Here is a 21,171-nt window from a genome sequence, read left to right as displayed (position 1 = left end):
CCCCCCTTATCGGCAGGCGGGTGGTACTACGGCCGGCCGGCCCTGCGGCCGTGCCAGGGCTGCCGGAACCGCGCGCCGGCGAGGGGCCGGCGCGCGGGGAGGGCGGGCGGTACGACGCCGTCCTGATGCCCGTTCTCGCCCCGGCACGGCCCCGGCGCCGGGGCCGGCCGGCCGGCTGATGGGCGTCGAGGCGTCGTTCTGGCGCGCCGTCGCGGTGTTCCGGGTCGCCTCGCTCGGCTACGCCGCGCTGCTGCTGGCCGGGGCGGACGGCTACCCGCACCCGGCGGCCGGCTGGCTGGTCATCGGCGTGATGGCCGGGTGGACGGCGGTCACCGGGATCGCCTACCCGGCGCGGCGCGCCCGGCCGCTGCTGGCCGCCGACCTGCTGGTCACCCTGGCCTGCCTGCTCGCCTCGCCGTACGTGCAGGGTCCCGCGGCGGGGTCGGCCGGGGTGATGCCGCTCACCGCCACCTGGGTGGCGGGCCCGGTGCTGGCCTGGGCGGTGCACGGCGGCCGCCGCGCCGGGATCGCCGCCGGCGTCGTGGTGGCCGCCGCGAACCTGTGGCTGCGCGGCCTGGCCGGCGCGCGCGGCCTGGACCTGTCTGCGCCGGCGAACGGAGCCGTGTTGCTGCTGCTGGCCGGTGCCGTGGTCGGGCACGTCTCCCGGCTCAGCCGGCGTGCCGAGGAGCGGATGCAGCGGGCCACCGAGATGGCGGCGGCCGGCCGGGAACGCGAGCGGCTGGCCCGCGGCATCCACGACTCGGTGCTGCAGGTGCTCGCCCTGGTGCAGCGGCGCGGCCTGGAGATCGGCGGCGAGGCGGCCGAGCTCGGGCGGCTGGCCGGCGAGCAGGAGGCGGTGCTGCGCGAGCTGGTCCGCGGTGGTCCGCCGCCCGCGGACCGGCCGGGCGGCGCCGGGCGGGCGGATCTGGCCGCGCTGCTGCGCGGGCACGGCTCGGCCTCGGTCACCGTGTCCACCCCGGCCGGCCCGCTGCTGGTGCCGGCCGCGGCCGCCCGCGAACTGGCCGCGGCCACCGCGGCGGCGCTGGACAACGTGGCGCGGCACTGCGGGCCGGACGCCCGGGCGTGGGTGCTGGCCGAGGAGGGGGACGGCGAGGTGACCGTGACGGTCCGCGACGATGGGCCGGGCATCGCGCCGGGCCGGCTGGCCGAGGCGGCGGCCGAGGGCCGGCTCGGGGTGGCGCAGTCCATCCGCGGCCGGGTCGCGGCGCTGGGCGGCCGGTCGCGCTTCGTCACCGTCCCGGGGCAGGGCACCGAGGTGGAGCTGACCGTCCCGGTGGATCCGCTCTAAGGTTGGCCCGTGAGCGGGCTGCGCGTGATGGTCGTGGACGACCACCCCATGTGGCGGGACGCGGTGGCCCGCGACCTGGCCGAGGCGGGATACGAGGTGGCCGCCGCCGTCGGCGAGGGCCGGCAGGCGCTTCGGGTGGCGGCGGCCGTCCGTCCGGACGTCGTGGTGCTGGACCTGCGGCTACCCGACCTGCCGGGCGCCGAGGTGGCCCGCGGGCTGGCCGCCCTGCCGGACCCGCCGCGGGTGCTGGTGCTGTCGGCGAGCGCCGAGCAGGACGATGTGCTGGAGGCGGTCAAGGCCGGCGCCTCCGGTTACCTGGTGAAGTCGGCGGGCCGGGCGGAGTTCCTGGACGCGGTGCGGCGGACGGCCGGCGGCGACCCGGTGTTCACCCCCGGCCTGGCCGGGCTGGTGCTCGGCGAGTACCGCCGGCTGGCCGGCCGGGCCGCGCCGGACGACGGCCCCCGGCTGACCGAGCGGGAGACCGAGGTGCTCCGGCTGGTGGCCAAGGGCCTGTCGTACAAGCAGATCGCCGAGCGGCTGGTGCTGTCGCACCGCACCGTGCAGAACCACGTGCAGAACACCCTCACCAAGCTGCGCCTGCACAACCGGGTGGAGCTGACCAGGTACGCGATCGAGCGCGGCCTGGATGACGCCTGACGGCCTCCGCCGCGCGGCGGCCATGGCCGAGATCCCGGCGGGGCCGGGGTGAGGGTCCCGCTCGGCCCGGTCGTGGCGGCCGGCCCGGACGGCACCGCGTACGAGCGGTTCTGGACGGGGCGCGACCCGTCCCGGCGTCCTGACCGGGCCGCCGGGACGGCGGCCGCCGTCAGGGGGTGTCGACCTTGAAGGGGTCGTGCTCGGAGAGCAGGCGGTCCAGCCGCGCCTGGTCGACGCGGCTGGACATGGTGGTGACCTCCTGCCGGTCGCGCACGCACTTGGCCAGCACGAAGGCCGAGGTCACCGTGTAGAGGACCGCCACGGCGAGAAAGGCGCGCACCCAGGGGCCGACCGGGAGGTAGGCGATGCCGAGGACCACGCTCACCAGCGAGAGCCCGAAGGACAGGACGCACTGCGCGTAGTAGGCGCCGGTCATGGTGTTGTGTATGGGACGGCTCATGGATCGATGGTGCGGCGCCGGCCGCCTCCGGCGCCTGAGTACGGCTACTCGGTCCGGGCGGGTACTTCACCCCGGCCGGGGCGCCGGCGGGCGGGGAGCAGGAAGATCAGCACCGCGCCGACCGCCAGGTGCAGGGCGAGCAGCACGACCATGGCGGCCGGGGTCGCGGCGGCGGTGACCGGGCCGGCCAGCGAGAGCACCAGCACGATGCCGGCCAGCGCGGTCCAGACGGTGCGGGCCCGCCGGGGGGCCGTCCGGTCCAGGATGGCGAGTGCCGCCCAGCCGGCCAGGCCGGCGGCCAGCGCCACCCCGGCGACGGCCGCCGGGCCGACCTCCGTGACGGCGCCGTTCTGGTGGACGTCCAGCCGGACGCCGGCGACGACCGCGACGGCCCAGATGGCGAGCGCGGCGGCGGCCGCGCCGGCCACGGCCAGGGCGCGGGCCCCGCGCCGGGTGGCCGCCGGGGTGCGCGGCGGGGAGGTGGTGGCGGACATGGGTGTCTCCTTACGGGTGGGCTTGCGGATCGGCCCTGGGGCCGGCGAACGGATCAGGGTGGCCCGGCGGCTTCGGGCCGCTCCAGGCTCAGGCGGCTTCGGGGTCACGGCAGGTTCGGGGTCCAGGGCGGGTTCGGGTCACGACAGGTTCGGGGTTCAGGACGGGTTCAGAGGCACGGCAGGTTCAGGGCTCAGGGCAGGTTCGGAGGCACGGCAGGTTCGGGGAACGGAGCGGCTCAAGGATCAGGGCGGGTTCAGCCGCCGGCCCGCTGCCGGGCGCGGAGCGGCTCGTACAGGCGGGACCACTGGTTGTAGACGCCGGAGGGCACCAGGTAGACGTTCATGACGACCTGCATGAGCAGCACGAACACCACGTACTGCGCGGCGGTCAGGCCGGGCACGGTGTCCAGCGGCAGGGTGTAGGCCATGACGACCCGCACCGCCGCGTCGGCCAGCAGCCCGATGCCCCACAGCACCGTGCAGACCCGCCAGATCCGGCGGAAGCGCGGCAGCTCCCACATGACCTCCCAGCGCGGCCGCCCGGGGCCGATCCGGCCCTCCAGCAGCAGGCGGGTGAACGGCACGGTCAGCGGTTGCCGGCTCCAGGCGCTGGCCAGCATCCACAGGCCGGTGACGCCGGTGAGCCAGCCCTCCTTGGCCAGCACGAAGCGGGGGTCGCCGTTCAGCAGGGACACCAGGGCGCTGCCGAGCATCATCACGGTCATGAAGACGGCCACCGCTTCCGGCCGCCGGCGGCGGACCAGCGCGGTGACCAGGTCGAGCCCGGGCACCAGCGAGCTGATCAGCGCCGCCGCGTGCACGTCCTGGCCGGCCAGCCGCAGCAGGTAGTACAGGGCGATCGGCCCGGCCAGGTCGACCAGCAGCAGCAACCGGTGCCGCCGCCGGCGAGTCATGGCTCGGCCCTGGTGGCCAGGTCGAACGTGGTGACCAGTTCCTCGGCGTAGGCGCCGATGTCCCGGCCGGGCTCGGCCTGGAGCAGGAACGGCAGGCCGTCCAGCGACCGCTGGATCGCGAAGGCCATCACCCTGGTGTCGAACGCGCGGAACTCCCCCGCGCGCTGCCCGCGGCGCAGGATCTCCTCGACCCCGTTGAGCACGTCGGCGTCGTCACCGGCGTCGTAGGAGCCCTCGCCGCTCTCGTCGCGGTGGTTGAGGAAGATCTCCATCAGCGCGGCCATCCGCGGCCGGTTGTCCGCGTTGTAGCCGATCACCGCCCGGATGTAGGCCCGCAGCGCCCCCGCGGCGGTGGGCTCCCGGCGCAGGCGCTCGGTGACGTGCCGGCCGATGTCGCCGACGACCGCGAGGACGACCTGGCGCATCAGTTCGTCCTTGCCGGCGAAGTGGTACGAGATGAGCCGGGTGCTGCTGAGGCCGGCCCGCTCGGCGATGCGGGCGAAGCTCGCCTGCCGGTAACCGAGCTCGGCGATGGTGTCGATGGCGGCCGCGACGATCTGCGCCCGCCGGGCCTCGCCGGTGAGGGTGCTCCGGCGACCCCCGTCAGTTACTCGCATGGGTAAAAATTACCTCGTCCGAGTAAATCAGGCAACACCCCCCCGCCGGCGATGGTGAGATTCAGGCCCCTCGCGGCGTTCGTCCGGATACGATCGTTTGCGGGCGGGTCCGGCATCTAGCACAGGTGGGCGGGCTATTGAAGCGCGGCAGCGGACAGGCCGGGTCACCGGGTCACGCACCTGGTGACGGCGGCCCCTGGGAGGTCGGCGGGTACCGGATCCTGCGCCGGCTGGGCGAGGGCGGCATGGGCGTCGTCTACCTGGCCGAGGGACGGTCCCGCCGGCAGGTGGCGATCAAGGTCATCCACCGGCACCTGGCGAGCGACCCCGATTTCCGGCGGCGGTTCCGCCGGGAGGTCGCGGCGACCCGCCGGGTCGCCCGGTTCTCCACCGCGCCGGTGCTGGACGCCGACGTGGACGGCGAGCTGGCCTACCTGGTCACCGAGTACGTCCCCGGGCCCACGCTGCTGGAGAAGGTGCACCGGGAGGGCCCGCTGTCGGGGTCCGCGCTGGACGGGCTCGCGATGAGCATGGCGACCGCGCTGCGGGCCGTGCACGCCGCCGAGGTGATCCACCGCGACCTCAAACCGTCGAACGTGCTGCTCTCCCCGGTCGGGCCCAAGGTGATCGACTTCGGTCTCGCCTCGCTGCCGGACGGCGCGACCCACTCGGTCACCATCATGGGGACGCCCGCCTACATGTCGCCCGAGCGGGTGCGCGGCCTGACGATCACCCCGGCCTCCGACGTCTTCTCCTGGGCGGGCGTGGTGGTCTTCGCCGCCTGCGGCCGGCCGCCGTTCGGCACCGGCGCCGGCCACGAGGTGCTGTACCGGGTGGTGCACGACCCGCCGGAGCTGCCGCCGCTGGACGGCGTGCTCGGCGAGCTGGTCGTCCGGGCGCTGGACAAGGACCCGGCGAGCCGGCCGACCCCGGCCGAACTGGTGGACGCGCTGGCCACCCGGGCCGGGGTGCCCGAGCCCAACGCCCCCACCGCGCCGGCCGACCCGGCGCCGCCCGCCGCCCCGCCGGCCCCGCGCCGCCGGGCACACCGGCTGCGCTGGGCCGGGGCGGGCACCGCGCTGGCCGTGCTGATCACCGCGGGGACCGTCGCCGCCACCCGCGCCGGCCTGGCCGAGCTGCCCATCCTGCCCGGCGTGCCCGCCGAGGCGGCCGGGCGAGCCCCGCTGGCACCGGACACCGGCACGACCGGCACCCCCGCCCCGACGGGGCGGCCCTTCCCGATCCGCGACGGGCGGGCCAACCCGTTGCGGGCCCGCAACGTGCGCTTCTACGTGCAGCCCGGCACCGACGCCGCCCGCCAGGCCGACACCTGGACGGCGCAGGGCCGGCCGGCCGACGCGGCGCTGATGCGGTCGCTGGCCGCGGTGCCGCAGGCCATGTGGCTGGACGGCGGCTCGCCGGACGACATGGCCCGCCGGGCCAGGGAGGCGACCACCGAGGCCGCCGCGCGGCACCAGGTGCCGGTCTTCGTCACCAACCACATCCCCGGCCGGGACTGCTGGAACGGCGGCGCGCCGGACAGCGGCGCCTACCGCGCCTGGATCGAGGGGGTGGCCCGCGGCATCGGCGACCGCCCGGCCGTCGTCGTGCTGGAACCGAACAGCCTGTCCCGGCCGCCCGGCACCGCCGAGTGCCCCAAGGGCGGCGAGGAGGCGGCCAGGCGCCGGTACGCCGACCTGTCCACCGCCGTGTCGGCGCTGGCCGGCCTGCGCCGCACGGCCGTCTACCTCGACGGCGGCCTGGCGGGCTGGCCGGAGCTCGACGAGATCGCCGACCGGCTGCTGGCCGCGGGGTTGCGCCGGGCCGACGGGTTCCATCTCAACATGACCGCCCACCGCGACACCCAGAGATCGCTGGCGCACGGCCGGGCGCTGGCCCGCTGCCTGTACCTGAAGGCGGGGGTGCCCGAGACGGGCTGCGCCCCCGAGGAGATCGCCGCCGTGCACGGGGACGCGCCCGGCCTGCCGCATTTCGTGGTGGACACCAGCCGCAACGGCGCCGGGGAGTGGACGCCGCCCAAGGGGCGGTTCCCGTCACCCGACGAGTGGTGCAACCCGCCCGGGCGCGGCGCCGGGCCGCGGCCGACCACCGGCACCGGCGACCCGGCGGCCGACGCGTTCCTGTGGCTGAACAGCCCCGGGTTCTCCAACGGGCAGTGCACCCGCGGCACCGCCGGCCCGGCCGATCCGGTGTACGGGTTCGTCACCCCGCAGGCCGGCCAGTGGTGGCCGGACCGGGCGCTGGAGATGGCGCGCAACGCGGTGCCGCCGCTGGCCGGCGGCCCGCGCTGACCGGAATCACGCCCCCCGGCGGCCCCGCGACGGCGGGAGGCCGCTCGCTGGACGGAGACCGCCCGCTGAGCGCGAGCGACAGACCGCGCGACGACCGGGCCGGCGCGCTGCGGAACGATGGCCGGCGCCGAACGGCGGCCGCGCGGAACGGTGGCCGCGCGGAACGGTGGCCGCGCGGAACGGTGGCCGCGCGGAACGGTGGCCGGCGGCCCGGGCCGCCGGCCGGCCCTCCGCGCCAGAGGGCCGGACGACGGCCGGGCGCCATCGGGCGCCGGGGGGGCGACGCCCGAGATCAGGGACGGACGGCGCCGACGAAGCGGCCCCGCCCGTAGGAGGCCAGGGTCACCACCTTGACGACGTCCCCGGTGCGCGGGGCGTGGATCATCTTGCCGTTTCCGGCGTAGATGCCCATGTGGCCGAGGCCGTTGCTGAAGATCAGGTCACCCGGCTGGAGCTTGTCCATCGGTACCCGGCGTTTGGCGCCCCACGCCCACTGCTGGTAGGTGGTGCGCGGCAGCTTCACCCCGGCCTTCGCCCACGCCGCCTGGGCGAAACCCGAGCAGTCGTAGGCGCCCGGGCCGGTGGCGCCGTAGCGGTAGGGCTTGCCGGCCTGCGCGAAGGCGAAGGTGAGCGCGGTGCGGGCGTTGCCGGACGCCGGGCCGTCGTACCTGATGCCGCGGCTGTTGGGGTCGCCGGCGTTGAACTGGTTGAGCCGGCGCAGCAGGCGCTCCTGCTCGCCGACGAGCTTCTCCACCCGCTTGCGTTCGTCGCCGACGTCGCCGAGCAGCTCGGCCACGTCGTCGTAGGCCGCCTTGGCCTTGGCGTGCCGGGCGCGCAGGCCGCGGGTGGCCGCCTCGAACGCGGCCATGGCGTTCGCCTGGCCCGCCGACATCTGGTCGGCGACGGCCAGGCCGGCGAGCACGCCGGATGGGTCCTGCCAGCTGAGCATGCCGGGCAGGCCGGTGGTCACCCCGTTGGACTGGTAGAGGTGCGCGGCGGTCGAGCCGATGTCGGCGCGCAGCGTGTCGACCTTGCCGCGCTCGCGGGACAGCTCCCGGTCCAGCGCGTCGTACCGTTTTTTCGCCCCCTTGTAGCGTTCGGCCACGGTGTTGTACCGCTCGACCGTCTTGTCGGCCTGGTCCTCCAGCTTGGCCAGCCGGGCGCGGGCCTGCGCGGCGGTGGGGCGCGGCTCGGCGGCCGCGCCCTGCTGCGCGACCAGCACCATGGCGGCGGCCAGCCCGGCGACCGCCGGAACGACTCTCTTCCGGACGCTGCGCACGGGCACGCGCACCCCTCCCCTGGCGAGGCCGGGCCGGCGGGCGGCGGGCCGGACGGCCGGCCCGCCCGCCGGCGGTTCGTGCCAGCAGGTACGCGCGGGGCGGGCGACCGGTTCACCCGACTTTGCGGCCGGTCGCGAAATCCCGGAGCCACGGCGGCACCGGGCGGCCGGGATTCGCGCTCAGGCCGGCCGGGTGCGGCGCGCGAGCGGGCCGGCGGGGATCGGGTGGCCGCACTCGCGCTCAGGCCGGGCAGGTGCGGCCGTCCAGCGTGGAGTCCGGCGGGCGGGCGCCCTCGACCGCCGGCAGGCCTTGGCGGGCCAGCGCCCCCTGGGCCACCACCGCGCAGGCCCGCCCGGTGAGGGTGATCCACACGTCCTTTCCGTCCGGGTAGGGGTCCAGCCGCAGGTCGGTCACGCCGCCGCAGATCCGCTCCTCCTGGGGCGTGTTGTTCTCCGCCGCCTTCATCACCTGGCGCACCGATTCGCCGTCGAGCCAGTACTCGCAGCCCGCGCCGTTGTAGGACAGCGTCAACCGGCCGGTGGCGGTGGTGTGCGGCCCGCCGGCCGAGACGGTCAGCCTGACGTCCGCCCGGCCGCCCGCCGAGTGGGCGAGCCGGCCGTGCCAGCTGCCGGCGGGCAGCGGCCGCTGGGCCCGCGCCGGCAGGGCCGGGAAGGCGATCACTCCCGCCAGGGTGGCCACCCCCAGCGTGAGCAGGCTGCCGACCAGCATGCCGGTCAGGCGGCGCAGCGGCGCCCGGCGGCCGGAGCCGTCCAGCGCCAGCATCACCAGGACGATCACCACACCGGCGGCGGCCAGCCCGGCCCGGGTCGGCCAGTCGACCGGCCGCACCTCCACCACTTTCATGATCGTCGCGGTGCGGGCGAAGACACCGGCGATGATCAGTCCCAGTCCCAGCATGGCCAGGCACGGCCGGACGCCGTCCATCAGCCCTCCCATGATGTGCGCGCCGGCTCGGGCCGGCCGGTCGATCCGCCGTCACCCGGCCGGTTGCCGGGCCCTGGCGCGTTCCTGCAGCCACTGGCCCACCGACTCGGTGAACGCGGGGTTGCGCATCCGCTGCGCGACCGCCTCCAGGTAGTCGGCCACGCAGACCTCGTACGGCTCGCCCCGGGCCGCGATGCGGGCCGCCCAGCGCTCGCCGTGCCGCCTGGTCCGCTGCTCGGCCAGGCTGACCAGGTCCGCGTCCCGCTTCCTGCGGCCCTCCAGCGCGGCGAGCGCCTTCTCCAGCCGGCGGCGCTGCCGCTGGATGTCGCCCAGCCGCGCGGCGTAAGGGTTCTCGCCGAGGAAGCCGAAGGTGAAGGTGACCGTGCCGCCGAGCAGCAGCAGCGCGGTGAACAGGATCGTCACCGGCACCCGGCCGACGCCGAGCGCGTCCGCCGTCGACCTGATCGCGGCGCCGGTCTCCGAATCGGTGCCCGGCGCGAAGAGCACCGAGGTGCGCAGGTGGGCGAGCAGGCCCACCCCGGCGAGCCAGGCCACTAGCACGGTCGCCGCGGCGGGCAGCCGCGGGGACCGCCATCCCATCACGCTCATGTGCTTGGTCCAGCCGCCGGCCAGGTGCGGCGCGATCAGCATGGCGGCCGCGGTGCCCAGCACGAACGCCCAGGTCATCGTGGGGCCCTCGTTGAAGTAGATGAACGTCGCGTACTGGATCGGCAGTTCCACCGCGGCGAACAGCGCGAGCACCGCCCAGCGCGCCGCCCGGACCAGCGCCTGCCGGCGCAGGCTCCGGGTGGGCTCGGCCCACCGCGCCGCCGGGTGCGGCGGCTCCTCTGGGCGCGGCGCGCCGTCCGATGCCGCCGCGGCGCGCACCCCGCCGAGCGCCTCCTGCAGCCGCCGCTCGTCGGCGGCGACCTGGTCCAGCTCCGCCCGGGTACGGGCGGCCCGTTCCTCGCAGGTCTGCAGGTCCTGCCGGGTGACCGCGATCCGGTCCTCCAGGCGCTGCAGGTCGCGCAGCTCGCGCACCTTCTCCTCCGCGACGGCCTCGTTCCGCATGGCCTCCAGGGTCACCAGGAACGGCGGGCGGCTGCCGGCGGCCAGGCTCCACTCGTCGTACATGCCGGATCCGCCGTCCCGCTCCCCGTTGCGCCGGGCCTCGGCGCGCAGCCGTTTCAGCTCCTTGGCCGGCGGCGGCCCACCGGGGATCGGGCCGCCGTAGGGGTCCTCCTCCATGTCCAGTTCCAGGTCGAGCGCGGCGTCGCCCCGGTCGCCGAGGTAGGGCTTGAGGCGCCACCACAGGGCGCGCCGCTGGTTCCTGCCCATCGGGTTCTCCTTCCGGAAAGGTCGGCGAGGCTAGGTGTAGGTGACGGCGAGCGCGCCGCAGCGGTCGAAGAGCAGGGTCCAGAACTCCTGGATGTGCTGCCGGCGGGCCGGGTCGCCGGTGAGGTGGATGCCGAACCCGACGACCTGGATCCGGGCGCCGGCCAGTTTCGGCAGCCGGTCGGCCACCCGGTCGACGTACCGGGCGCGCCGGTCGGGGGTGCTGAGGTCGTCGTGGTAGACGTCGAGTTCGGGGGTGCGCTGCCCCAGGTCGCTGAGGACGAGCAGCCGGCCGGAACGTTCCAGCGCGCCGAGCTGGTCGGTCAGGTAGCGGACGGCGCCGATGACGTCGGAGCCGGGGCGGAGCTGCTTTTCGGCCCGGGAACAGGCCAGCAGTCGCTTCATGGCCGCGATCGCGGTGCCCCGGCGGCCCGCCTCGACCTGCGCGGCGCGCTTGGGATTGTCGTTGGGGTTGTCCTTCGGACCGGCGACCAGGTCCAGCGGGGCCTGCCGGCAGTCGGTGGCGCCGGGCGAGCCGTTGACCACGCCGAATGCCACCTGGTCGCATTCGGCCAGGAACCGCGGCACCGCCTCGTCGATCTTCCGCTGCACGTCGGTGTTGCGGCTGAAGGAGGTGGCGTCGACGGCCATGCCGCACGGGCGGGCCGCGGCCGGCGGCGGCGGGGACGCCTGGCAGCCGGCGAGCAGGGTGACCGCCGCCAGCAGCACCAGTACCACCGGGAGCAGCAGGACGACCGTGCGGAAGGCTCTCACCCGGCACCTCCTTCGGGGATCGGGCGGCCGAGGTGACCGAGCGCCTCGTCGATCACTTCGCGCACCTTCGGCGGCAGCAGGGTGAGCAGGTCACCGGACAGGGCCAGCCGCTCCTCCTCGGAGTCGGCCCGGATGGGGGCCGGTTCCCAGCGAGGTAAGGACGTGCCCGGCGTGCTCTGGCGGGTCAGGTAGGCGTGGTCCAGCGACCGGCGGTAGCGGGCCACCAGCTGCCCGGCCCAGCTGTTCACCTCCTCGGCCTCGGCGCGCATCCGGCGGACCGCGCCCGCGTAGTCGGCCAGCCGGCCGGCCAGCGCCTGCCGGGCGGTGGCCAGCTCGGTCTCGGCGGACCGTCGCCGGTCGGCGGCGGTCCGGCGGGCCCGGGCGGCGGTCACCTCGGCCAGCGATCGCGGCTCCGGGGTGCCCGGCGGGTTCCCGGGGCCGGCCGGCGCCGGGTCGGTGGCCGCCGCCCGGCGGGCGAGGTCGTTGACCAGGCCGGCCGCCTGCAGCAGCGCGCTCTCCTGCCGGCCGGCCTCGCCGATGAACCGTTTGCGGACGCGCAGCCGGCGCTCGCGGGCCTGCTCGGCCACGGACGTGATGTAGTCGGTCCGCCGGTCGTCGGCCGGCCCGCCCGGGGACGCCCCGGCCGGCAGCCGGTCGTAGGGGACGCCGAGCCGGCCGTCCCGGCGGCCGGCTCGGGCGGCGGCGAGGCCGGCCAGGCCGCGGACGATCGGCGGGGGTAAACCGGGATTGCGAGTGATCTTCATGGGGGGCACCACCCTCTCGCACCAAAAGGGCCGTACATGGTGTGGAACGATCCTGCGGGTTCGCTTCTCTTTAGTCCACTACATTTCCTGCCTTCACAACGCAGCCCAATATGAGATCCGTTCCCGGGGATTCGGACATCACAGAAAGTCGGCAAGAACCGGGGAAAGCCGGGATCGCCGCCGCAGAAAATGCTGAATCGGCCACCAAAAACCCGAAAAATCACTGTCGGTGACGTCAAGATCGCCGAGAGTACCGACTGCCGGGGCGGGGCAGCCGGGGCGGGGCAGGTGGCAGGGCAGGCGGGGCCGGGCAAGTGAGGCCGGGCAGGTGGCAGGGCAAGCGGGGCCGGCAGGCGGCCGGCCCCGGGGTCAGGCCGGCACGTCCTCCGTCACCTGGCCGGCGGCGACCCGCAGGTGGCGGGTAGTGCGCACCGCGGCCAGCATCCGCCGGTCGTGCGTGACGAGCAGCAGCGTCCCCGGGTAGGTGTCGAGGGCCGACTCCAGCTGCTCGATCGCGGGCAGGTCGAGGTGGTTGGTGGGCTCGTCGAGGACCAGCAGGTTGACCCCGCTCGCCTGCAGCAGCGCCAGCGCGGCCCGGGTGCGCTCCCCCGGCGAGAGGGTGACCGCCGCGCGCAGCACATGATCGGCCCGCAGCCCGAACTTGGCGAGCAGCGTGCGCACGTCGGCGGGCATCAGGCCGGGCGCCGCGGCGCCGAACGCGTCCAGCAGCGGCTCCTCGCCGAGGAACCGGCCGCGCGCCTGGTCGATCTCGCCGACCACCACGCCCGGGCCGAGCGCGGCGTGCCCCTCGTCCGGGGCCAGCCGGCCGAGCAGCGTGGCCAGCAGCGTCGACTTGCCCGAACCGTTGTCGCCGGTGATCGCCACCCGCTCGGCCCAGCCGATCTGCAGGTCGACCGGGCCCAGCACGAACGGGCCGCGCCGCACCACCGCGCCGCGCGCGGTGGCCACGACCGCCCCGGCCCGCGGCGCGGCGGCGATCTCCATCCGCAGCTCCCACTCCTTGCGGGGCTCCTCGACCACATCCAGCCGCTCGATCATGCGCTCGGTCTGCCGGGCCTTGGCCGCCTGCTTCTCGGTCGCCTCGGTGCGGAACTTCCGGCCGATCTTGTCGTTGTCCGGGGCCTTGCGCCGGGCGTTCTTCACGCCCTTCTCCATCCACGCCCGCTGGGTGCGCGCCCGGGCCCGCAGGTCGCCCAGCCGGTCGGCGTACTCCTCGTACTCCTCGCGGGCGTGCCGGCGGGCGACCTCCCGCTCGGCCAGGTAGGAGTCGTAGCCGCCGCCGTGCACCCGCACCTGCCGCTGGGCCAGGTCGAGCTCGACCACGCTGGTGATCGTGCGGGCCAGGAACTCGCGGTCGTGGCTCACCAGCACGGTGCCGGCGCGCAGCCCGGTGACGAACCGCTCCAGGCGGTCCAGCCCGTCCAGGTCGAGGTCGTTGGTGGGCTCGTCCAGCAGGAAGACGTCGTACCGGCTGAGCAGCAGCGCGGCCAGCCCGGCCCGGGCCGCCTGGCCGCCGGACAGCGACGTCATCGGCTGGGCCAGGTCCACCGCCAGGCCCAGGTCGGCGGCCACCTCGCCGGCCCGCTCGGCCAGGTCGGCACCGCCCAGGCCGAGCCAGCGCTCCAGCGCGGTGGAGTAGTCGTCGTCGGCGCCGGGCCGGCCGGCCACCAGCCCCTCGGTCGCGGCGTCCAGCTCGCGCTGCGCGGCGGTCACCCCGGTGCGCCGGGCCAGGTAATCGGCCACCGTCTCGCCGGGCCGGCGCTCCGGCTCCTGCGGCAGGTAGCCGACCGTCGCCGCCGGCGGGGTCAGCCGCACCGTGCCGTCGTCCGGCACGGCCAGGCCGGCCAGCAGGCGCAGCAGGGTGGACTTGCCCGCGCCGTTCACCCCGACCAGGCCGATCACATCCTGCGGGCCGACGACCAGGTCGAGCCCGGAGAACAACACCTTCTCCCCGTGCCCGGCGGCCAGGTCCTTGGCGACGATGGTGGCACTCATGCCGCAAACGCTATCCCGGGTGCGCTCCCGGCGCCGAACGGATAACCCGGGCGGGGGCCGGCGTCGCCGAGATCACCCGGCGAAAGAGCACCGCGAGGAGCAGGACGATCGCGACCAGGACGCCGCTCGCCCACAGCGGCCCGGCGGGACCGGCCGCGCTGTCCAAGGTGGCCGCGGCGACGACCGGCCCGGCGGCGGCGCCGACGTTGAGCGCGGCCGTCGCGTACGAGCCGGCCATGGTCGGCGCGTCCGCGGCCTCGTAAAGGACCCGGGCGATCAGCGTGCCGCCCAGCGCGAACGACAGCGTGCCTTGGACGAACACCAGGACGAGCAGCGCGGCCGGCAAGCCGGCCAGCAGGGCCAGCGCCGGCCAGCCGGCGAGCAGCAGCGGGCCGCCGACCATGATCACCGATCCGGGACGCCGGTCGGACAGCCGGCCGGCGACGGTGACCCCGGCCAGCGAGCCGCCGCCGAAGAGCATCAGCACCACCGGCACCCACCACTCGGCCAGCCCCGCGGTCCCCGTCACCACGGGGGCCAGGAAGGTGAAGCCGCCGAAGGTCGCGGCGTTCACCAGGGCCCCGAGCAGCATCACCAGGACCAGCCGCGGCCTCGCGAGCTGCGCGAGCTCCGCACGCAGGGCCGGGCGCCCGGCGCCGTCCGCGCCGTCCGCTGCGGCCCGGCGCGCCGGGATCCCGGCGAGGATGCCGGCCGCGGCGGGCAGGCAGAGCGCGGCCACCGCCCAGAAGGCGGCCCGCCAACCGAGCAGCGTGCCGAGCGCCGCCCCGCCGGGGACCCCGGCGATGGTCGCGACCGTGGTGCCCGACAGCAGCACGGCGAGCGCGCGGCCCTTGCGGTCGGCGGCGACCAGGGCGGCGGCGGTCGTCAGCGCCACCGCGAGGAACCCGGCGTTCGCGACGGCCGCGACCACCCGGGTCACCAGCAGGACCGGGAAACTCCCGGTGACGGCGCCCACGAGGTGCGCCGCCGCGAACGCCAGCACGAACCCGAGCAGGCTGGACCGCCGGGGCCAGCGGCGGGTCAGCGCGGCCGCCAGCGGGGCGCCGGCGACCATCCCGGCCGCGAAGGCCGAGGTGAGCAGGCCGGCCGTGCCGACCGGGACGCCGAGGTCGGCGGCGATGGCCGGCAGCAGGCCGGCGAGCATGAACTCCGAGGTGCCCATGGCGAAGACCGCCACGGCCAGCAGGTACAGGGGAAACGGCATCGAGTGACTCCGAGGCGATGAAACGGACGAGGAAGGCGTCTCGTCATCGCGGCCGGCACCCATGGCCACGCCCGTCCAGGCCGCACGCGCGGCGGGACGGCGAACTCAGGTGTTCCGGGGGCCGGCGGCGTGACCGCGGGCCCCCACCGTGTCCGCCTCAGGGCTCGACATGCCCCGCACCCTACCCACCCGCCCCGCGCCCCCGCACCCCGGTTTCGTTCGGCCGGCACCGCCTGGCCCGGTGGGGTCGGATCCGGCGGAGGTACGACCGGGGCGGCACCGGCCGCCGGCCGCCCGTTTCGCCGGGTTCGCGAAGGCATATGCCGACATGCGTATCGCACTCCTGATCGAGTTGGGACCGATTTCCAGAACTGGCGTACGGTAACCAGATCGTCATTTACAGTTACCAGCAGGTTGTTCCGCAGCCGACCCCGGGACAAGAGCCGATCCCCTCCGGCGATCTGCCGCTGATTCCGGACCACATCAGGAGGTGGAAAAGGCATGCCCGCACCACGGAAGAACCATGACCGATATAGGTCGATGGCCCACTATTTCGGGGCACTGGTCCGCGATCTCCGGGACAGCTATGAACTACGGGTCGGCCACCGGCTCACCGTCGACCTGCTCGGCGCCCGCACCGGCTATTCCGCCTCCATGCTGGGCTCCATCGAGCGCGGCGAATGCCTCCCGGAGTCCGGCACCCGCGTCCAGTCCCTCGACGACGCCCTCCGCGCAGGGGGCCAGCTGAAAATCCTGTGGCCGGTGGTACAAAGGCTCGGACATTGTCCATTGGACGACCTGGCCGCCGCGACAAACGCCGCAAAGCCGGGTTACCGTGAAAGCGGCAGTAACGCCCTTTTCCCGGGAGACGACGTGGAACGCCGAGAGCTATTCCAGCTGGCCGCGGCGGGCCTGCTGGCCCAGACGCCGCTGATCAATCACGGCGAGCCGATCCGCAACCTGGCCGAGCGGATGCTCGGCACCGCCGCGGGCAATTCGGTGGAGGACTGGGGGGTCACCTGCGCCGACCACATGCACGCGGTGCAGACCCAACCGCCTGCCACCATCCGTGACGACCTCGTCCTGGACTTCGCCACCGTCCAGCATTCGATCACCCGGGCGACCGCAGAGAAGCTCCCCGGCCTGCAGCGGATCAGCGCCTGGCTGTCCGTCATGCACGCGAACGTCCTCACGCGACTCGGCGAGCACGGCGCCGCCCGCCGCTGGTGGACCACCGCCCGCCACGCCGCCGACGCCTCCGGTGACCGCGACATGCGCGTATGGGTCCGCGGCTATGAGGCGGTGTTCGGCCTCTATACCCCTCGCTCCCCCGAGGCGCTGTTGATCCTCGCCCGGAACGCCCAGGACTTGGCAGGCGACCGCCTGTCTGCCGGGGTGTTGATAGCGGTGGCTGCCGAGGCCCAGGCACTGGCCGTACTCGGCCGGCAACCGGAGGCCTTCGATCGCGTCCGCCACCTCCGCGGGCTGGCGGACCGGTTCACGATGTCCGGTGAGAGCTACGGCTGGGGCACCTCCTCGACGGCCTTCACCAGCGCCTGGGTCCATGCCTTCGGCGGTGCGACGGAGGCCGCGCGAGAGGCCCGGGACCAGGCGCTGGCCGCCAACCCCAACTACCAGAACGCGGTGAACGTCCGCCTGCACGAAGCGATCAGCGTCGGCCGGAGTGGCGGCTACAACGAGGCGCTCCTGCTGGCCACGGCGGTCATGGCCGACCTCGATCCGGCATACCGCACCCACATGATGACCCATACCGCCCGCCGCGTCCTGGACACCGTCCCCCTCGACAAGCGCACCACCCTGCCTGCCCTCGGTGACTACCGGCTGGCCCTCAACGCCCCGATCCCGAACTGATCGAGCCGGCCGGCGTTGCCAGCGGCAATGGCAGGCCGACCGTAACGAGAACTCTGATGATCCATGGCGCCACGTCCCATCCTGACGACGCGGCGCCCGGCCAGCCGTTCGAGGCTGGAACGCGAACCGGCGGCATCCCGGGCAAGGTCGTCGCGAATACTCCTATTTGCCGGGAAGGGCACGTAGGAGTGCGCGCTACGCGGGCTCCTGCGTGATAGGTCGCCGGGCACGACCCGGCCCGAGGCCGAGACCAGCCGACCTGGTGAGGCCACGTCATCCCGGCAACGGCGACCCCCAGCCCTACGATGGGCCGGTGGCCAAGACAGTGCCTGCCCTGAGTGTTGACCTGTTTGAGGTTGATCGGCTCCGCTTGACGGAGGTCGAAGCGCCACGTCTGTCGTCCGATGACGCGGCGGCCAGGGACCGTGTGTGGGATGAGGCCGTCAGGGCGAATCCGAGTCTCTTCGATGGTCCAGTGGTGGCTTGCGCGGGGCTGGAGTGGGAGGGTCCGCGGAGTCTCGTCTTGCTGTGGGCGCGGGTGACTTACCGGCACTACGCGCTGCGTCGGGTCGCCGGCAACAGTTCCTGGTTGCCGTCGTTGTTCGTGAACGTTGTTCAGCCGACGGCAGACGCACGTGTGCTGGTGGGGCGAATGTCGCCTTCGACTGCCGCTCCGGGGCGTTGGCAGCTTCCAGGTGGTTCCGTCGAGCCGCCCGAGGAGGGTGCGGCACTCGATGAGGATGCGTTGCGGCGCCACGCTGCGCGGGAGTTGGCTGAGGAGACGGGTGTGGACCTGTCCTCGAGCGAGCTGGTCCTGTGGGCCGTAACTCGCGGCGAGCATCGGAGCATCGGTTTCACTTTTCTCGCCTCGCCGCGGCCGGCGTCGTTGCTGGGTGAGCGGTTCGAGGCGGTTACGCGCAGCGAGCACGCTCAGGGGCGTAAGCCGGAGCTGGACAGGTTCGCGTTCGTGGGTTCACCGGCCGAGCTTGCAGCTCTGGATGGTCCGCGCGTGGACTACTTGGATCCGATCGTGCGTCGTCACGCGAGGGAATCGCTTCGGCGGGACACCTGAGCCGGGTCGGCTGCCTGAATCGTGCGGTGCCGGCCGAGCGTGGGATCGGTCGTCAGGTCCCGGTGATGAAGTCGCGGGCCCTTTCATCGAGTTCGGCTGCGCACCGCAGGCCGCGGGCGCGGAAGCGGGCGAGGGCTGCACGCATACGGCGGATGGCTCTGAGGGTGCGCATGGACCGTACGCCGTCCATGTGATCGATGGCCTGGTGCCAGGTGGCGCACGCCTGCTCGATGCCGCCGTTTGTGAGGTGCATCTCGGCGCCCGCCACCAGGTCGAGAGCGACGACGCGGGCGTAAGTGCTGGGGCGGGACGCGGCGGCGAGTGCGTAGTGCTCGGCGGCTGCGCGGTGCTCGCCGAGGGTTTCGTGAACCTTGGCGGTGCGAGAGTACACCGAGGAGGCCGGGGGTCCCCAGGCCAAGGCCCAGTACGGTAGCTCATCGCCGGGGGCCGTCGTGAGCAGGTTACGGGCTTGCTCGACCTCGGTGAGGGGCCGCTCGGCGCTTGCCGGTCTTGGCAAGGGTATGGGCGTGAACAACGCGGAAGAGGGCCTCGGTCTGGGCATCAACACGGCCTTTTGCCCGATTCAGGCCGGTTTCGGCGAGGGCCCGGCAGTGTTCGGGGTGGTGGAGTTTGAGGCCCTGCATGGCCATGGTGCGCATGACGAACCCGTCGTGCCCGATGATCCCGGACTCGGCGGCCAGAGCGTAGGACTGAAGGTAGTGACGCTGAGCGAACCCCTGCTGTCCGGCGTCGTAGCTCTTCCAGCCGAGCAGGTGCACGCCACGGCTGGCGGCCGAGAGCATCTGCCGGCGAACCTCGTCGGTTCGGAATCGGGCTCGGCACATCGGGGCGACATCGTCGCGCAAATATGTGACCAGGGCGCTGCGGCCGTGCTGGCCACCGTGACGTTCGTCGATCTCAGAGAACGCGGTGATCATGTCGCGTACAGCGGTGACGTCGGCCATGCCGACGATGTGCCCGGTCCGGGCGGCGGTGGAGCGGGCAACGATCTCTTGAACGTGGGAGAGCGGCAGAGCGGCGGCGGCCACGGAGTAGGCGGAAGTCGTCAGGAAGTCGCGGCGGTCCTAGTCGTACCTCCACATCGGCAGTAGGACATCCAGCGGGTCGGCTCCGAGCGATAGCCCGATGGTGTCATTGGCCGGATCGTCCGTGTCCGGCAGGCCGAGGTCGACCAAGCTGAGGAGCCGGCCGAGACGTCGGGTTAGGGCGACGGCAAGGTAGCGGCCGGTGTCTCCTCGGGGTGCCGTTCCGGCGATCCAGTGTTCGACCGTGGATCTGTTGGTCCGTAACACGACGCCGCATTCGCCGGCGACAGCGCGGACTGCGGCGGCAAGCGCCTCATAGGTCAGTCCGGTTTCGGCGACCAGGTTGCGGAGCTTGTGGTTCGGCCTGCGCGTGGTCATGGGCACCTGCCCCCTGTATACGCGATATACCGCTTGACCTGCTCGTCACCGTACCGCCGCGGCGCCGCCTGGGTTTGACTATTCGTCAGACAAGGAGAAACCGGCGCGGTCGGCTCGCAGATGTTCGCTCTGCCGGGTTGCATCAGCAGGCGCGGCGACCTCGCCGCTCGATCTGCGCGCTCTTACTGGGATCTCCACCCACTGCACGATCTGGGGGGAAACGGTGTATGAGCAGAAACGGCGGTGGAATTCCGTCGCGACCGCGCTGCTCGCGGCAGAACGAACTCGGGTTCCGATGACACCGCTGACCACGCGGCCCGTTGGACTGACCATCGAGAACGCCTACCGCATTCAGGCTGCGGCCATCGCGCGCCGCACCGCTGGCGGCGCCCGCGTCGTCGGCCACAAGGTCGGGGCGACCTCCCGGGCCATGCAGGAGCAGATGGGTGTCGACGAACCGGACTCGGGCGTGCTCATGGGCGACATGGTGCTGCACAGCGGGAGTGAGCTGGTCAGGAGCGACTTGATGGCGCCGAGGGTGGAGGCGGAGATCGCGTTTCAGCTGGGCAATGACCTGCGAGGTCCCGGCCTCACCCTGGAGGCGGTCAAGGCCGCGGTGTCGCAGGTGTGCCTCGCCATCGAGGTGATCGACACCCGGTTCACCAGCTGGCGGATCGCCCTGGCGGACAGCATCGCGGACAACGCCTCGTGCGCGCGGGCCGTCATCGGGCCCATGGTCCCGCACGATCCCGCATGGGATCTGGCGGCCGAGCAGTTGATCCTCAGCATCGACGGCAGAACTGTCGCCTCGGGGAAGGGACGAGCCGTCCTCGGCGACCCGTTCCGGCCCTTGGTGTGGCTGGCAGATCGGTTGAGCCGCGTCGAGTCCTCGCGGACACTGCGGGCCGGTGATCTCGTCCTGGCCGGCGCCGTGCACGCCAGCATCCCCTTGAACGCGGGGGTCACGGTGCGGGTCCTGAGCCCCCATCTGCCGCCGGTCCACCTGCGAGTCACCTGACCTGGGTTCATGTCCGCGATCTATCAATCGTCCGTCGTGGGCGATCAACCGCCGACGGCGCACATTCTTTACACGAAAAGGAGGGCTCATGACCTATAGAAGGTCAAGCGTGGCAGTACTCGGATCCGGCCTGATCGGCGCCGACCTCGCCGGCAAGCTCCAGCGCTCGCTGACCCTGGACTGCCGTCTGGTGGCGGGCCGGAATCAGGAGAGCCTGGGACTGAGGCGTGCGGCTGAGATGGGGTGCCCGACGTCCGACCGCGGACTGGCCGCCCTACTGGAGTCCGGGCCCTTCGACGTCGTCTTCGACGCCTCCAATGCCGATGATCACGCCGCGCAGCCGAAATCAAGCCGACAAACGCCGAGGGCGAGGCCGCCCTCACCCGCAGGCAACTCGCCGCCTGGTACGCGGGCGGCTACCGAACTCTCGCCTCGGCCCGCATAGCAGGCCTCCGCGCGACCTCCGACAAGGCACTCGCGATACTGATCCGTAGCACGACAGACCTCGAACCATGGCTGCCCGACCATTTCTAGGAGGCGGCTCATTGGTCAGCCCCACAAGATCCATCTGCCGAGCGTTATTCCGGCAATCGACAGACGGCGCCCAGTCGCTCCCGGCCCAGCAGGTCGCTCGATAACCGTTGTCATCCGGCTAGATGACAATCCGAGCCGGGCGGGGGACC

General features: G+C 73.8%; 20 protein-coding genes and 1 pseudogene. 7 read left to right on the top strand and 14 right to left on the bottom strand.

What is annotated here, in order from left to right; genetic code table 11:
• Positions 1–178: 178 nt before the first annotated feature.
• Both macS and Sru01_RS08025 read left to right on the top strand, forming a co-directional pair.
• A complete protein-coding gene (gene macS / locus Sru01_RS08030; RefSeq protein ID WP_203983248.1) occupies positions 179–1,309 on the top strand; it encodes a MacS family sensor histidine kinase in 1,131 nt (376 codons plus the stop codon).
• Positions 1,310–1,318: 9 nt separating this feature from the next.
• The gene (locus Sru01_RS08025; protein WP_239137097.1) at positions 1,319–1,966 is read left to right on the top strand and encodes a response regulator; all 648 of its coding nucleotides are present in this window, start codon (positions 1,319–1,321) and stop codon (positions 1,964–1,966) included.
• Positions 1,967–2,135: 169 nt separating this feature from the next.
• On the opposite strand, the gene Sru01_RS08020 is transcribed toward Sru01_RS08025, so the two are convergent.
• The 4 genes from Sru01_RS08020 to Sru01_RS08005 form a co-directional block, all read right to left on the bottom strand.
• The gene (locus Sru01_RS08020) at positions 2,136–2,426 is read right to left on the bottom strand and encodes a YiaA/YiaB family inner membrane protein (RefSeq protein ID WP_203983247.1); all 291 of its coding nucleotides are present in this window, start codon (positions 2,424–2,426) and stop codon (positions 2,136–2,138) included.
• Between the two features lie 44 nt (positions 2,427–2,470).
• The gene (locus Sru01_RS08015; RefSeq protein ID WP_203983246.1) at positions 2,471–2,920 is read right to left on the bottom strand and encodes a DUF6069 family protein; all 450 of its coding nucleotides are present in this window, start codon (positions 2,918–2,920) and stop codon (positions 2,471–2,473) included.
• A gap of 254 nt (positions 2,921–3,174) precedes the next feature.
• A complete protein-coding gene (locus tag Sru01_RS08010) occupies positions 3,175–3,834 on the bottom strand; it encodes a VC0807 family protein (protein WP_203983245.1) in 660 nt (219 codons plus the stop codon).
• Complete coding sequence (locus Sru01_RS08005; protein WP_203983244.1) at positions 3,831–4,451, bottom strand: TetR/AcrR family transcriptional regulator; 621 nt, start codon at positions 4,449–4,451, stop codon at positions 3,831–3,833. The genes Sru01_RS08010 and Sru01_RS08005 overlap by 4 nt, the downstream gene beginning before the upstream one ends.
• A 125-nt stretch (positions 4,452–4,576) precedes the next feature.
• On the opposite strand from Sru01_RS08005, the gene Sru01_RS08000 reads away from it, so the two are divergent.
• A complete protein-coding gene (locus tag Sru01_RS08000; protein WP_203983243.1) occupies positions 4,577–6,763 on the top strand; it encodes a glycoside hydrolase family 6 protein in 2,187 nt (728 codons plus the stop codon).
• 292 nt (positions 6,764–7,055) lie between these two features.
• Here Sru01_RS08000 and Sru01_RS07995 read toward each other — a convergent pair whose 3' ends face one another.
• From Sru01_RS07995 to Sru01_RS07965, 7 genes are all read right to left on the bottom strand, one after another.
• Entirely contained in the window at positions 7,056–8,042 is a 987-nt protein-coding gene (locus Sru01_RS07995) for a C40 family peptidase (RefSeq protein WP_239137095.1), read from the bottom strand.
• Between the two features lie 241 nt (positions 8,043–8,283).
• Positions 8,284–8,988 (bottom strand): hypothetical protein, encoded by a 705-nt coding sequence (locus tag Sru01_RS07990; RefSeq protein WP_203983242.1) that lies wholly within the window; start codon positions 8,986–8,988, stop codon positions 8,284–8,286.
• A gap of 51 nt (positions 8,989–9,039) precedes the next feature.
• Positions 9,040–10,326, bottom strand: coding sequence for a hypothetical protein (locus Sru01_RS07985; RefSeq protein ID WP_203983241.1), 1,287 nt, complete (start codon positions 10,324–10,326; stop codon positions 9,040–9,042).
• A 30-nt stretch (positions 10,327–10,356) separates the two neighbouring features.
• On the bottom strand, positions 10,357–11,097 hold the full coding sequence (locus tag Sru01_RS07980) for a hypothetical protein (protein WP_203983240.1): 741 nt from the start codon (positions 11,095–11,097) through the stop codon (positions 10,357–10,359).
• Complete coding sequence (locus tag Sru01_RS07975; RefSeq protein ID WP_203983239.1) at positions 11,094–11,861, bottom strand: hypothetical protein; 768 nt, start codon at positions 11,859–11,861, stop codon at positions 11,094–11,096. The genes Sru01_RS07980 and Sru01_RS07975 overlap by 4 nt, the downstream gene beginning before the upstream one ends.
• A gap of 369 nt (positions 11,862–12,230) precedes the next feature.
• On the bottom strand, positions 12,231–13,877 hold the full coding sequence (locus Sru01_RS07970) for an ABC-F family ATP-binding cassette domain-containing protein (RefSeq protein WP_203983238.1): 1,647 nt from the start codon (positions 13,875–13,877) through the stop codon (positions 12,231–12,233).
• A gap of 10 nt (positions 13,878–13,887) precedes the next feature.
• A complete protein-coding gene (locus Sru01_RS07965) occupies positions 13,888–15,102 on the bottom strand; it encodes a Cmx/CmrA family chloramphenicol efflux MFS transporter (RefSeq protein ID WP_203983237.1) in 1,215 nt (404 codons plus the stop codon).
• A gap of 501 nt (positions 15,103–15,603) precedes the next feature.
• Between Sru01_RS07965 and Sru01_RS07960 the strand changes: the two genes are divergently transcribed.
• Both Sru01_RS07960 and Sru01_RS07955 read left to right on the top strand, forming a co-directional pair.
• Positions 15,604–16,974: a hypothetical protein gene (locus Sru01_RS07960; RefSeq protein ID WP_203983236.1), complete on the top strand. Its 1,371-nt coding sequence runs from the start codon at positions 15,604–15,606 to the stop codon at positions 16,972–16,974.
• A 313-nt stretch (positions 16,975–17,287) separates the two neighbouring features.
• A complete protein-coding gene (locus tag Sru01_RS07955; RefSeq protein ID WP_203983235.1) occupies positions 17,288–18,046 on the top strand; it encodes an NUDIX hydrolase in 759 nt (252 codons plus the stop codon).
• A 52-nt stretch (positions 18,047–18,098) separates the two neighbouring features.
• Here Sru01_RS07955 and Sru01_RS07950 read toward each other — a convergent pair whose 3' ends face one another.
• The 3 genes and pseudogenes from Sru01_RS07950 to Sru01_RS07940 all read right to left on the bottom strand — a co-directional run bounded on the left by Sru01_RS07950 (position 18,099) and on the right by Sru01_RS07940 (position 19,470).
• Positions 18,099–18,608 (bottom strand): NsdA family TPR-like regulatory protein, encoded by a 510-nt coding sequence (locus Sru01_RS07950; RefSeq protein WP_507763312.1) that lies wholly within the window; start codon positions 18,606–18,608, stop codon positions 18,099–18,101.
• Positions 18,508–19,119, bottom strand: a pseudogene (locus Sru01_RS07945) (NsdA family TPR-like regulatory protein); the annotation flags it as partial. The pseudogene Sru01_RS07945 and the gene Sru01_RS07950, both read right to left, overlap by 101 nt.
• Positions 19,120–19,131: 12 nt before the next feature.
• Positions 19,132–19,470: a hypothetical protein gene (locus Sru01_RS07940; protein ID WP_203983232.1), complete on the bottom strand. Its 339-nt coding sequence runs from the start codon at positions 19,468–19,470 to the stop codon at positions 19,132–19,134.
• A gap of 223 nt (positions 19,471–19,693) precedes the next feature.
• Here Sru01_RS07940 and Sru01_RS07935 point away from each other — a divergent pair, with 223 nt between their 5' ends.
• Together Sru01_RS07935 and Sru01_RS36540 are read left to right on the top strand one after the other, a co-directional pair.
• A complete protein-coding gene (locus tag Sru01_RS07935) occupies positions 19,694–20,488 on the top strand; it encodes a 2-keto-4-pentenoate hydratase (protein WP_203983231.1) in 795 nt (264 codons plus the stop codon).
• A gap of 345 nt (positions 20,489–20,833) precedes the next feature.
• On the top strand, positions 20,834–21,022 hold the full coding sequence (locus tag Sru01_RS36540; protein ID WP_373869505.1) for a sterol carrier protein domain-containing protein: 189 nt from the start codon (positions 20,834–20,836) through the stop codon (positions 21,020–21,022).
• The last annotated feature ends 149 nt before the right edge of the window (positions 21,023–21,171 follow it).

The sequence above is a fragment of the Sphaerisporangium rufum genome (assembly GCF_016863395.1).
Taxonomy (GTDB): domain Bacteria; phylum Actinomycetota; class Actinomycetes; order Streptosporangiales; family Streptosporangiaceae; genus Sphaerisporangium; species Sphaerisporangium rufum.
Note: the sequence above shows the minus strand (reverse complement) of the source record. Positions and strands in the feature narration are given on the sequence as shown.